The organism is Streptomyces sp. NPDC056835 (assembly GCF_042789485.1).
Lineage (GTDB): Bacteria > Actinomycetota > Actinomycetes > Streptomycetales > Streptomycetaceae > Streptomyces.
Window position 1 is genome coordinate 31,261 of record NZ_JBHUBB010000005.1, and the last position, 12,203, is coordinate 43,463.

Annotated in this window: 10 protein-coding genes and 1 tRNA gene; 5 read left to right on the top strand and 6 right to left on the bottom strand. The window is 71.7% G+C overall.

The features are described 5' to 3' along the window. Nucleotides 1-5: 5 nt before the first annotated feature. Complete coding sequence (gene selD / locus ACFRMN_RS07360; RefSeq protein ID WP_383014644.1) at nt 6-1,031, bottom strand: selenide, water dikinase SelD; 1,026 nt, start codon at nt 1,029-1,031, stop codon at nt 6-8. 134 nt (nt 1,032-1,165) lie between these two features. On the opposite strand from selD, the gene ACFRMN_RS07365 reads away from it, so the two are divergent. Then, nucleotides 1,166-1,259: transfer RNA gene (locus ACFRMN_RS07365), tRNA-Sec, on the top strand. A 76-nt stretch (nt 1,260-1,335) separates the two neighbouring features. Here the strand turns inward: ACFRMN_RS07365 and ACFRMN_RS07370 are convergent. The 3 genes from ACFRMN_RS07370 to ACFRMN_RS07380 all read right to left on the bottom strand — a co-directional run bounded on the left by ACFRMN_RS07370 (nt 1,336) and on the right by ACFRMN_RS07380 (nt 5,078). After that, nucleotides 1,336-3,129, bottom strand: a complete 1,794-nt coding sequence (locus ACFRMN_RS07370; protein ID WP_383014647.1) for a SelB C-terminal domain-containing protein — start codon at nt 3,127-3,129, stop codon at nt 1,336-1,338. A gap of 6 nt (nt 3,130-3,135) precedes the next feature. Continuing rightward, on the bottom strand, nt 3,136-4,488 hold the full coding sequence (selA, locus tag ACFRMN_RS07375; RefSeq protein WP_383014650.1) for an L-seryl-tRNA(Sec) selenium transferase: 1,353 nt from the start codon (nt 4,486-4,488) through the stop codon (nt 3,136-3,138). A 179-nt stretch (nt 4,489-4,667) separates the two neighbouring features. Beyond that, on the bottom strand, nt 4,668-5,078 hold the full coding sequence (locus ACFRMN_RS07380) for a nuclear transport factor 2 family protein (RefSeq protein ID WP_383014653.1): 411 nt from the start codon (nt 5,076-5,078) through the stop codon (nt 4,668-4,670). A gap of 94 nt (nt 5,079-5,172) precedes the next feature. Here ACFRMN_RS07380 and ACFRMN_RS07385 point away from each other — a divergent pair, with 94 nt between their 5' ends. The 4 genes from ACFRMN_RS07385 (at nt 5,173) to ACFRMN_RS07400 (ending at nt 8,830) form a co-directional block, all read left to right on the top strand. Beyond that, entirely contained in the window at nt 5,173-5,613 is a 441-nt protein-coding gene (locus tag ACFRMN_RS07385; RefSeq protein WP_383014656.1) for a MarR family winged helix-turn-helix transcriptional regulator, read from the top strand. Nucleotides 5,614-5,780: 167 nt separating this feature from the next. Continuing rightward, a complete protein-coding gene (locus ACFRMN_RS07390) occupies nt 5,781-6,986 on the top strand; it encodes a glycosyltransferase (RefSeq protein WP_383015280.1) in 1,206 nt (401 codons plus the stop codon). Nucleotides 6,987-7,245: 259 nt separating this feature from the next. Then, on the top strand, nt 7,246-7,719 hold the full coding sequence (locus ACFRMN_RS07395; protein WP_383014659.1) for a carboxymuconolactone decarboxylase family protein: 474 nt from the start codon (nt 7,246-7,248) through the stop codon (nt 7,717-7,719). Between the two features lie 187 nt (nt 7,720-7,906). Beyond that, entirely contained in the window at nt 7,907-8,830 is a 924-nt protein-coding gene (locus ACFRMN_RS07400) for an RNA polymerase sigma-70 factor (protein WP_383014662.1), read from the top strand. Nucleotides 8,831-9,086: 256 nt separating this feature from the next. Here ACFRMN_RS07400 and ACFRMN_RS07405 read toward each other — a convergent pair whose 3' ends face one another. Next, the gene (locus tag ACFRMN_RS07405; RefSeq protein WP_383014665.1) at nt 9,087-10,325 is read right to left on the bottom strand and encodes a cytochrome P450; all 1,239 of its coding nucleotides are present in this window, start codon (nt 10,323-10,325) and stop codon (nt 9,087-9,089) included. A gap of 103 nt (nt 10,326-10,428) precedes the next feature. Then, a complete protein-coding gene (locus tag ACFRMN_RS07410) occupies nt 10,429-12,126 on the bottom strand; it encodes a phytoene desaturase family protein (protein WP_383015283.1) in 1,698 nt (565 codons plus the stop codon). Between the last annotated feature and the right edge of the window lie 77 nt (nt 12,127-12,203).

The following is a 12,203-nucleotide window of genomic DNA, read 5'->3' on the forward strand; positions in this document are numbered from 1 at the left end:
CCGGATCAGCGGACGATCAGCCGGTGCTCGCGTTCGGGGACGAGTTCCCCGATGACCGGCGCCCCGGGCACCTCCCCGGCCACCAGCAGCCCGCCGGACGTCTGGGCGTCCGCCAGGAGCAGCCGGGTCAGCTCGCTCGTACTGCCGAAGTCGGTGTGCGGAGCGACCCACGCGAGGTTGCGGCGGGTGCCGCCGCTGACGTATCCGTCCCTGGCGGCCTCCCTGGCCCCGTCGAGGACGGCGACCGCCGAGGCGTGCACGACGGCGGTCACTCCTGAGGCACGCGCCAGCTTGTACAGGTGCCCCAGCAGGCCGAATCCGGTGACATCGGTCGCGCAGACCGCCGACCCCGCCAGGGCGGCCTCCGCCGCGTCGCGGTTGAGCGTCACCATGGTCCGCACGGCCTCGGGGAAGACCTCGCCGGTGGCCTTGTGCCGGTTGTTGAGGACGCCGAGGCCCAGCGGCTTGGTCAGCGACAGCGGCATCCCCGGTCGGCCGGCGTCGTTGCGCAGCAGGCGCGCGGGATCGGCGACGCCGGTGACCGCCATGCCGTACTTGGGTTCCGGATCGTCCACGCTGTGGCCGCCCGCCACGTGGCAGCCCGCCTCGGCCGCGATGTCCAGCCCGCCGCGCAGCACCTCCCGGGCCAGTGCGAGGGGGAGGACTTCTCGGGGCCACGCCAGCAGGTTCACGGCCACCAAGGGGGAGCCTCCCATGGCGTAGACGTCGGACAGCGCGTTGGCGGCGGCGATCCGGCCCCAGTCGTAGGGATCGTCGACCACCGGGGTGAAGAAGTCCGCGGTGGCGACGACGGCCGCCGCGCCGGCTCCGCCCGGCAGCCGCACCACGGCGGCGTCGTCCCCGCTGTCCAGGCCGACGAGGAGGTCCGCGCCCCGGCCCGCGACCGGTGTGCGGCCGGTCAGTCCGGCGACGATCTCCTCCAGCTCGCCCGGGGGGATCTTGCAGGCGCAGCCGCCGCCGTGGGCGTACTGGGTCAGCCGGACGCTGCCCCGCTGGGTTGTGGTCGTCATCACGATTCCCTTCTCACGTCGGACTCGTCCTGGGGCCGGTACGGGATCGCGTGCGCAGCGCGGCGCGTTGACACCTGTCCGACCGGGAGATTCGATGGGCCCCTGTTCGGGCCGCCAAGCCGAAGGCCCGGCAGGGAGGCGTAAGGGTGCCTGGTGGCCCTCCCGGTCTTCAAAACCGAGGTGCCCGAGCAACTCGGGCAGGCGGGTTCGATTCCCGTCCGTCTCCGCTCAGCGCCCGTGCCGCGGTGCGCGGGAGGAGTGAGCCGTCGCACGGCCCGCGTGCCTCCGGCGGTGCCGGCCCGCATCAGTTGGGCCTCTCCCCGTCCCAGGGACTGCCCGCCGCGCAGCGGCGCAGGGCACCGTCCAGGCGGACCGTGTAGTTCCGCCGGTCGAGGTGTTCGAGCAGGGGGATGGCGACGCGGCGGGTGGTGTCCAGGGCCCGGCGCGCCTGGCTCGCGGTGAACGGCTGCTCCAGCCGGGAGAGGACCGTCGCGGCCCGCGCGTCCGCGCCCGGCAGCAGCACGATGCCGTCTGCGATCCGCAGCAGGATCCCCGCCGCCGCGGCCGCGGCGAGCATCCGGGACGTCAGACCAAGTCGCTCCAGCCGTTCGGCCTCGGGGGCGCGGAACGGTGCTCGGGCCAAGTCGGCCCGTACCGCCTCGACGGCGGCCTGGACCGGGGGCGGAAGTGCGGGACGGGCCCGGTCGCCGTGGATTCGGCCGTCGCGCTGCCGTAGCCCCGGGGCGGCCGTCAGCAGCGCCTCGACCAGGCAGCGCTCCGGCAGGCCGAGCGCCTGACGGGCCGCCTCCAGCGGAAGGCCCGGTTCCAGGGGATGGCGTACGGCGTGCTCCTCGACGGCTCGGCGGAGCCCGTCGCGCAGGCCGGCCCAGTGCGCGGGGTCGGCCAGCCACTCCCCGGCCACCGGGTCGGACGGTGGACGTACCCCCATGGCGAGCAGTTCCGTACGGCGCACCAGGCCGCGGCGGCGCAGCTCCACGGCTCCGTCCGGCGGTCCGGTCACCGCACGGAGTTCACGGGCCCGGGCGGCGGCGGCGCCGCGCCGGGTGAGTGACGGCGGGCGGACGTCCAGTACGGTGACCCCGGCCGGGACGCGGTGTCGCCCGGGGTCGCGCAGCAGCGCCCCGTCGCCGATCCGGAGCGGCAGGGCCACGGCGAGCCTCAGGCGGGCGGTGTCCTCGCCCAGCGGACGGAACGTCACCGGGACGGCCGCGGAGCCGACATGCAGGGTCAGGTGCCGCGGCAGGTCGCGGCGGCGATCGCCGTTGAGCCGTACGTCCACTGTGTCCGTGGTGAGCCAGCGGCCCGGGGTGAGCAGCGCGTCACCCCGGTGCGGCGCCCCGGCTCCGGGTCCGTGCAGATTGACCGCCACCCGGGCGACCGCGCTCACCTCCGGCCGTGGCTCCTTCAGCGTCTCCAGGCCCCGTACCCGCAACGGCCTGCCGTCCCGGGCGAGTTCGAGCTGATCGCCCACCCGGATCGAGCCCGCGCCGAGAGTGCCGGTGACGACCGTGCCCCGGCCGCGCACCGTGAAGACGCGGTCGACCCACAGCCGAACGTCCGCGGCGGGATCGGGAGCGGGGAGCGCGAGGGCCAGCCGGGTCAGGGCCGTACGCAGGTCGTCCAGGCCGGCGCCGGTCACCGAGCTCAGGGCCACGGACGCGACGGCTCCCAGCGAGGACTCCGCGATCCGGGACAGCGCCTCCTCCCGGGTGGCCGCCGGGTCCGCCAGGTCGCTGCGGGAGACGGCGAGCACCCCGTGGCGCACGTCGAGCGCGTCCAGGACCGCCAGGTGCTCCTCCGACTGCGGCTGCCAGCCCTGGTCCGCGGCGACCACGAACAGCACGGCGGGGACCGGCCCCACACCGGCGAGCATGTTGCCCACCAGCCGCTCGTGTCCCGGCACGTCGACAAAGGCGAGATCCCCGGCGCCGGGCAGCCGGGTCCAGGCGAACCCCAGGTCCAGGGTCATGCCCCTCCGCTGTTCCTCCGCCCACCGGTCGGGCTCCATCCCGGTCAGAGCCCGTAGCAGGGCGGACTTGCCGTGGTCGACGTGTCCGGCGGTGGCGACGACGTGCACGCGCTGTCACCTCCCCAGCTGGGCACGGGCGTTGGGCGGTACGGAGCACACCTGCCGCACGGCGGCGGCCAACGCGGGGTCCGCCGCCTCCGGGACCGCTCGAAGATCCAGCAGACACCGCCCGCTCTCCACTCTGCCCATCACCGCGGGTACCGCTCGGCGGAGCGGGCCCGCGCAGTACGCGGGCAGCGACACCGCGGCGCTCGGCAACGTGACACCGGGTGCGCCACCGCCGCCGATCACCGCCTCGCTGTCGACCGCCCGGCAGTCCAGGCCCTGCCGGCGCAGCTCCGTCGCAAGCCACTCGGCACGCTCCCGAAGCCGCCCGCGGTCCGCGTGAAGCGCGGCGTGGACCGGGGTCGCGGGACCCCGCAGGGTGGCTTCCAGCGCGGCCAGGGTCAGCTTGTCCACGCGCATCGCACGAGCGAGGGGGTGGCGCGCGAGCCGCCGCACAAGGTCGGCGCGTCCCAGCAGGAGGCCGCACTGCGGACCGCCCAGCAGCTTGTCGCCACTGGCGGTCACCAGGGAGGCACCGGCACGCAGCCAGGTGGTCGCGTCCGGCTCGTCCGGAAGCACCGGTTCGGGGGCCAGCAGCCCGGAGCCGATGTCCGCGACCACGGGCACCCCCAGCCGGCCCAGGTCAGCGACGTCGACCTCGCGGGTGAAGCCGGTGATACGGAAGTTGGAGGGATGGACCTTGAGGATGAACCCGGTCTCCGGTCCCACGGCCGAGGCGTAGTCCGCGAGAGCGGTGCGGTTGGTCGTACCGACTTCCCGGAGCCGGGCGCCGGTGCACACCAGCAGGTCCGGCAGCCGGAAGCCGTCCCCGATCTCCACCATCTCGCCCCGGCTGACGACGATGTCCCCGCCCCGCGCCAGCGCGGTCGCCGCCAGCACCAGTGCCGCCGCTCCGTTGTTGACCACGTGGGCGGCTTCCGCGGGCGCCACCTGCTGGAGCAGTGCCTCGATCGCCGACCCGCCCCGCCGGGACCGGGTACCCGTGGCCAGGTCGAGTTCGACGTCCGTGGTGCCGCTGGCGGCGAGCACGGCCTCACACGCCGCCGCGGACAGGGGCGCCCGGCCCAGGTTGGTGTGGAGCAGTACTCCGGTCGCGTTGATCACCGGCCGGAGCCCGGACGCCGTGGCGGGCAGCGCGGCCACCGCCTGCTCGGTGACCTCCGAGGGAGGGATCTCACCGGCCCGGGCCCGCTTCTGTACGCCGACCACCACCGCCTTCACCAGCTTCCTTCCCAGCCGGTCCGTCGCCGCGGCCAGACGGGGATCGGAGAGGACGGCGTCGGTCGGCGACAGCTGGCGCCGCGCGTCGTCCGGTTCGGTAGGAATGTGGTCGCCTTCCATCTCCTGCGCCTTCACTTGTCCGGCACGGCCGGAAGGAGAGCGGAGCGGGCCCCCGGTTTCCGGGCGGGGTCAGCGTACGGTCGCGGCGAGGCCCGGCGGCGGAGCCACACCGTCAGGTGAGCGGGGCCGCCCCGGCCTGCCGCGCGGTCGGGGCCGGGGTCCCGGCCCGGCTCACCACGTCACTTCTCCTGCGTCCAGGCGAGCGCGATGTGCGATTCGCTGAACCGCCAGCCCGCCGGGGTCCGCACAGCGGTGCAGGCCACGTGCAGCCCGCTCGTCCGGTGGGGCGCTTCGCCGTCGCGGTAGAAGTACACGAGCTGGTTCGCGGTGGCCTTCGCGCGGTCACCGTCAACGTGCACCAGCACGTCGCCGTGGACGTGGTGCGTGTGCTCTCCCTCGACCTGGCTGTGCTTCAGGTGGGCGGTCACCTCGTCGAGGCCGTGCAGCTCGCCGCGCGGCGAACGCACCTCGATGTCGTCGTGATAGACGGTGGCGGCGTCGTCGGGGCGGCGCTCGTCCAGCAGGTTGGCCAGGTGGGCGAACAGGTCGGCTATTTCGGCTCGGTCGATGATCTGGGCAGCGGTGGGCACAACGACTCCTTGATGGTCACTCCAACATTGGCAGGACCAACACTACGGACAGAGTGTTGGTCCTGCCAACACCTTTGCCGATAGAGTGGTCGCCATGGATGAGACTCCCCAGCGCTTGGCAGTGAAGCCGAGCTGGCTGATCAGTCAGTTGGCCGTGCACGTCCGCCGGCTGGTGTCCGACGGCTTCACCGCTGCCGGGGCGCGCGGGTATCACTACCGCCTCCTGTCGGCGCTGCACGAGTTCGGGCCCGCGAGCCAGGCGGATCTCGGCCGCCGGTGCCGCATCGACCGCAGCGACGTCGTGGCCGCGGTCAACGAACTGGCCGAGCAGGGCTTTGTCGACCGGTCGGCGGACCCGGACCATGGGCGGCGCAACAGGGTGACACTCACCAAGGGCGGTGTCCGGCAACTGCGGCGCATGGACGGGCTGCTCGATCAGGTGCAGGACGACCTGCTCGCACCACTGTCGGCCGAGGACCGGCAGACTCTGACCCGCCTGCTCGGCCGAGTTCTCGCCCACCACGAACCGGGCTGACGGCCGTTCGGCTTCAACGACAACGGCGAGGAGATCAACTCCTCGCCGTGCTCAACTTATAGCGCACGGGGGGCCTTGCGGCAAGAGCCGGGTGGTGTCGCAGAATCGTCGATCACGGCCGGCATTCGGGCCGGAATCCAGGGGATCGGGAGATTCGCGAAGTGCGTGTGCTGTTATCGACATATGGGTCGCGCGGGGATGTCGAACCGCTGGTGGGATTCGCGGTGCGGTTGCGTGAACTCGGAGCGCAGGCGCGGGTGTGCGCGCCGCCGGACGAGGAGTTCGCGCAGCGGCTGGCGGGTATCGGTGTGCCGCTGGTGCCGGTCGGTCGGTCGGCGCGTGCGCTGACGACCGGGGCGCCGCCGGCTTCTTCGCTGCCGGAGCGCGCGGCGGCGTTGATCGCCGGTCAGTTCGAGGTGGTCACCGCGGCCGCCGAGGGATGCGATGCGCTGGTGGCGACCGGGGTGATGCCGGCCGCGGCCGGCGCGCTGTCGGTGGCGGAGAAACTGGGCATCCGCTCGGTGTACGTGACCTTCCAGCAGCTCACTCTGCCGTCGCCGCACCACAGGCCGCTGGCGTACCCGGGCCGGCCGTTCCCGCCGGAGGAGACCGACAACCAAGTGCTGTGGGACCTGGACGCCCGGAGCAACAACGCACTGTTCGGTACGGCGCTCAACACGAACCGGGCCTCGATCGGACTGCCGCCGGTGGACGACGTCCGCGACTACGTCATCGGCGACCGGCCGTGGCTGGCCACCGACCCGGTCCTGGACCCGTGGCGGCCGACGCCGGACTTCGACGTCGTGCAGACCGGCGCGTGGATCGTGCCCGACCACCACCCGCTCCCGGCCGATCTGCTGGCGTTCCTGGACGCCGGCGCACCACCGGTGTACGTGGGCTTCGGCAGCATGCCCATGCTCGCCTCGGCCGACGTCGCCCGGGTGGCCGTCGGCGCGGTCCGGGCGCAGGGCCGGCGCGTGGTCCTGGCCCGCGGCTGGGCGGATCTCGACCTTGTCGACGACGGCGACGACTGCTTCATCGTCGGCGAGGTCAACCAGCGGGCGCTGTTTCCCCGGATGGCCGCTGTCGTGCACCACGGCGGCGCGGGCACGACGACGACGGCCACCCGGGCGGGCGCGCCGCAGGTGGTGGTGGCCCAGGCCACGGACCAGCCGTACTGGGCCGGCCGGGTGGCCGACTTGGGTATCGGCGTGGCACATGACGGTCCGAGTCCGACCGTCGAGTCCCTGTCGGCGGCGCTCAGGACGACCCTGGCCTCCGGGACCCACGACCGGGCGAGGGCCGTGGCCGGTGAGATCCGTACCGACGGCACGGCGGTGGCCGCGAGGCTGCTGCTCGACGCGATCGGCTGAGACGGGCCGCGCGGCGGTTGGGACAGGCCGCGCGGGGGTTGGGACAGGCCGCGCGGGGGTTGGGACAGGCCGCGCGGGGGTTGGGACAGGCCGCCCGTAGCCCAGCCACCGTGTCGACCACGGCCGCGGCTGGGGCGAGTCGCCGCCGCGGACTCCGCGGGCCGCGCCCGGGACCGACGTCCGCCGCCGTCCGTGTCACAAGCGGCCGGGCTACCTCGTCTCAGGGATGTAGCCACCGACGAACGCAGAGGAACCCACCATGGACGCGCGACTGAACTACTTCACCAGCCCGACCGCCGGAAAGGCCCTGAAGTCCTTCATGACGGTGGGCAAGGCGCTCAAGGACTCACCGCTTCCGGCCGCGACGCAGGAGCTGGTGGCGCTGCGCGTGAGCCAGATCAACGGATGCGCCGCCTGCATCGATGTACACACCAAGGAAGCCGCCGCCGCCGGCGAGACCTCGGTGCGGATGAACCTGGTCGCGGTATGGCGGGAGGCCACGGTCTTCACCGAGGCCGAGCGTGCCGCGCTGGAGCTGACGGAAGAGGGAACCCGGGTCGCGGACGCGGCCCGTGGGGTCAGCGACGAGGTGTGGGCGAACGCCGCCAAGCACTACGACGAGGAACAGCTCACCACCCTGGTGGTCCTGGTCTCCTTCATGAACTCGGTGAACCGGCTGAACATCATCACCCAGCAGCCGGCCGGCGAGTACGAGGCCGGGCGGTTCCACTGAGAGATGGCGGCAGGATGTCGGGCAACGACCTCTCCGCATCGGCCAACCGGCTCGGGGCCCGGCAACGGGCTCCGGGCCGCTGGGTCCTGGGCGTTACTCCGCCCGCCACCCAACGACCGGATCAACGGATGATGCCTGCGCCGACGGACGCGGCCGGGCGTGAGGGCGTCAAGGGAAGGGGTTCGGCGTGAGCGAGGTCGAGGAGTTCGAGGAGCTGCGGCCGCTGCTGTTCTCGATCGCCTACCGGATTCTGGGCAGCGTGGCCGAGGCCGAGGACGTGGTGCAGGAGACCTGGCTGCGCTTCGACGCGTCGGCGACCCGGCCCACGTCGACCAAGGCTTTCCTGTCGACCGTGGCGACACGGATCTCGATCGACGTACTGCGCTCCGCGCGAGTGCGGCGCGAGGAGTACACCGGGCCGTGGTTCCCCGAGCCGCTGCTCAGCGATCCGTATCAGGATCCGGCACGCTCGGCCGAGCTGGCCGACTCGGTGTCCATGGCGGCGCTGCTGCTCCTGGAACGCCTCAGCCCACTGGAACGGTCGGTGTTCGTGCTGCGTGAGGTGTTCGCCTTCGGGTTCGACGAGATCGCCGCGGCGGTGGGGCGGTCGGAGGCGGCGTGCCGGCAACTGCTGGTACGGGCACGGCGGCATATGGAAGCCGGGCGGCCGCGGTTCGAAGCGGACCGGCGGGAACGGCACGAGCTGGCGACGCGGTTCTTCGACGCGCTGAAGAGCGGTGACGTGGGCGGGCTGCGGAATCTGCTGGCCGCCGACGTGCACATGGTCGGGGATGGCGGCGGCAAGGCCCCGCAGCTGGCCAAGGCCGTCGTGGGCGCGGAGCGTGTGGCCCGCCTGCTGGGCACGGCCTTCCTCTCGATGAGCCGGATCGGCGTAACGTTCGAACCGCACGAGATCAACGGCCAGCCCGGCGCGATCTTCCGCGACCGGGACGGCAAGGTGCTCCACATCCTGGCTCTCGATGTGCTCGGCGGGCAGATCCAGACCATCCGCACGGTGATCAACCCCGACAAGCTCGGTCATATCGGACCGGTCGCCGACGCCTGGGCCGTCGGCCGCGAGGTGAAGCGGGCCCGCCGGCGGCTGAACTGAGCTCGGGACAGCCCTCAGGGAGTCGTGTGGACCGGCTCGTTCACCGGCAGGTCATGGCAGCGGCCACAGCGTGGCCGGTTTGCCTGTCCGGCGAGGCTGAGGTTGTGTGGACGGCCCGGACTGTGCCGTTGAGGCTCAGTCGTCCACACGATGGGTGGAACTGGAGTGAAAGTGACCGGAGTCCTGTAATCACGGCAGCGAGCACGCGGCCAATTCGCGGTGGTCCCCGCGCGGGAACGCCGGCCCGCCCGGTGGGTCACCAGGTGACGGGCAGCTCATGCAGGCCGCTGAAGAACTCCTTGGAGCGCCAGCGCAGTTCGTCCACGGGAACGGCCAGACGCAGGTCAGGCATTCGGCTGAGTACCCGTTCCAGAGCCACCTGAAGCTCCAGCCGGGCGAGGTGGGCGCCGAGGCAGTAGTGCGTCCCGTGCCCGAAGCTCACATGCGTGTTGTTGGAGCGGTCGAGGACCACACGGTCCGGGTCGTCGAAAACCTTGGGGTCCCGGTTGGCGGCTGAGGGGGAGACGATGACGGGCTCACCCGCGCGGACCAGCACCCCGCCCAGCTCGGTGTCCTGCGTGGCATAGCGCGGCAGGCTCAGTCCGTTGAGCAGCGGTACGTAGCGCAGAAGTTCCTCGACCGCCTTCGGGATGAGACCGGGCTCGGCGCGCAGCCGGGCCGTCAGGTCCTCCTCGTCGCCCCGGGGGAGCAGCAGGAGAGAGAAGAAATTGCCGATCTGGTTGGTGGTGGTGACGAATCCGCCGACGAGGAGTTCGTTGAGCAACCCCATCAGTTCGCCCTCGGAAACACTTCCGTCCTTGTCGCAGGCCCGGACCATGAGCGTGAGCAGATCGTCGGCGGGCTCCCGGCGGCGTGTATCCGTCCAGTCCCGCATACGGGCGAAGAAGTCCCTGGCCTGCCGCTGAATCGTCTCGGGTGAGGCGCTGCCAGAACACACGGTGTCGGCCCAGGCCCGGACATGAGGATGGTCCGAGTGGGGCACGCCCACCAGTTGGCAGATAAGTGTCATGGGCAGCGGGAAGGCGAACTCCTCGATGAGGTCGGCGGGCGGTCCGGTCTCCGTCATCCGGTCGAGCAGACCGTCGGCGATCTCCCGGATCTCGTCGCGCAGTCGCTCGATACGGCGCGCGGTGAATTCCTTGCTCAGCAGGGAGCGCATCCGGGTGTGGTCGGGGGCGTCGCTGGCGATGAGGCCACCGCCCGTTCGGGGCATCCGCCCGATCCGGGGCTGGTCGCGGCTGACGGCCACGGCGAGGCTGAAGCGGGGGTCGGACAGAACGGTGCGGACATCCTCGTGACGGGTCGCCAGCCAGGCGTCTTCACCGTAGGGGAGACGCACACGGGCCAGCGGCCGGTCCCACAGCCGACGGTATTCGGGGTGCAGATCCAGACCTTCGCTGGTCCAGAAGGGATAGGCGAGCGGCTTCGGATGCCGCGCGGAGTGCTGGTCCGGACGGGGGGACAGGGGAGACATGGGGGTGTCAGCCTTTCCTGGTGCGGTGCGGTCTTTCCTGGTGCGGGGCTGGGGGCGAGGTCCGTGCCGAGCGGTCGGCGGCGCTCACCGTGCTCGGCGGTCCTCAGTGGGGGAGCCGCGCGGGCTCGGGCGGTGAGGACGTGTCAGGCTCGCGCACAGGAGAACCGGGACCCACGGGGATGAGGACATGGGTCGGCGGCGGTGCGGAGTCGTCGACGGAGGCGGTGAAGCCGATGCCGTCGTCGCGGCAGATGAACTGCATGACCTGCCGTCCGGCGCCCGCCGCCCTGATGAGGCCGCCCGTGGTGGCCCAGACGCCGGAGAGGTAGAAGTTCTCCAGACCGGGCAGGACCGGTCCGTGCTTCTTGACCAGCTCCTCCATGGCCTCGCCGCTCTCGACGAAGGGCTGCCAGCCGAGGAAGGTGCCCTCGTAATTGCCCGTGTAGCGGATCTGGGTGAGGGGGGTGGAGGTGTCACGCACCTGGATCGAATCCTTGAGGCCCGGATAACGCTCGTCCAGGAAGTCGACGACCGTGTCCCGGACCCGGCGTTTGGCGAGCGAGTACGCGCGTCCGCGCCGTACGGGCAGCGTGTGCAGCTCCCCTCCCCGGCGTAGACGGCTCAGCTGCTCCGGTCCCTCGCTCAGCTCGCGCCAGGGCGCGGTGTCGGAGAAGTACGTCGCGTAGATGACGGTCGTATCGCGCGGCGAGAGCTCGGGGTAGTACCGGCTGCGGAACTGGACATTGAGGCTGGGATGCCGGATACCGAGCAGCCGCGAGGCGGTCTCCTCGCCGAGGAGATGCGTGGTGGTGGGCTCCCCCTGCGGAAAGGGCCGCCGCAGGCCCAGGAACACACTGACATAGCCGGGGAAAATCATGCCGGGCTCTTCGATGGTCCGGGTGAAGAGCCGCCGGTAGTCGTCGTCGAGATACCGGCCGCCGAGGAACTTCATCAGGGTGGTGGGGCCGTCGCAGGCCGAGACGATGATGTCCGCGTGGTACTCGCGCCCGTCGGCGAGCCGCACACCGACCGCGCGGTCGTTCTCGACCAGGATCTCCTCGACCTTGGCGTTGTACGTGATCTCACCGCCGAGCCGCTTATAGCGCTGGGCGATCGACTGGGCGAGCCCCAGGGAGCCGCCCTCGGGCACCCCCGCCGACAGGTTCGCCTGCGCGGCCAGCTGGAAGTAGAAGGGCAGCACCGGGAACGCGGGGTGCTTCTCGTAGAGGATGTAGTTGAACGCCTCGCGCAGCAGCGGGTCCTTGAAGCGGGACGAATACTCCGTCATCAGTACGGACATCGAGGTCCGGAAGAGGTTGAAGTACGGGATGAAACCGGCCAGCATGCGCCAGCGCTCCCACCGGCTCATCAGGCCGACCGGCTTGAGGAACGGATAGCCGGGAAGGCAGGAGCGGAACTTCCGCAGTCCCGCGCAGAACGAGCGGATGGGGCGGGCGTCGGCCGGTGACAGGGACAGCAGATGGGCTTCGAGCCGGTCCGGGTCGCAGTAGAAGTACACGGCCCGCCCGTCCTGGCCGCGCACGATGTTGAACACGTCGAAGTGGCGCATCTCCTTGCCCTGGAGGGCGCCCAGTTCGAGCCAGATCTGGTGCATCTCGTTGCCGGGGCCGTTGCCCAGCAGCCAGCTGACGCAGCAGTCGAACGTGAAGTCACCCCGGCCCCAGCCGGTGCAGCAGCCGCCGGGGATCTCGTGCATCTCGAAGACCTGGCTGCGGTAGCCGTTCATCCGCGCGTAGCAGCCGGTGGACAGGCCACCGAGCCCTCCACCGATGATGATCATGGATTCCCTGCGTTCGGCAGACGCCATACGCTGCTCTCCTCCTCGGTTTCCGGGGCGACTGGGGCAGGAGCTCGATC

Bases quoted from the DNA above. Each gene is read 5' to 3' on its own strand.
- ACFRMN_RS07395 (WP_383014659.1), top strand. From the start codon at position 7,246: ATGGACGCGCGACTGAACTACTTCACCAGCCCGACCGCCGGAAAGGCC.
- selA (WP_383014650.1), bottom strand. From the start codon at position 4,488: ATGGAAGGCGACCACATTCCTACCGAACCGGACGACGCGCGGCGCCAG.
- selD (WP_383014644.1), bottom strand. From the start codon at position 1,031: ATGACGACCACAACCCAGCGGGGCAGCGTCCGGCTGACCCAGTACGCC.
- ACFRMN_RS07385 (WP_383014656.1), top strand. From the start codon at position 5,173: ATGGATGAGACTCCCCAGCGCTTGGCAGTGAAGCCGAGCTGGCTGATC.
- ACFRMN_RS07410 (WP_383015283.1), bottom strand. From the start codon at position 12,126: ATGATCATCATCGGTGGAGGGCTCGGTGGCCTGTCCACCGGCTGCTAC.
- ACFRMN_RS07405 (WP_383014665.1), bottom strand. From the start codon at position 10,325: ATGTCTCCCCTGTCCCCCCGTCCGGACCAGCACTCCGCGCGGCATCCG.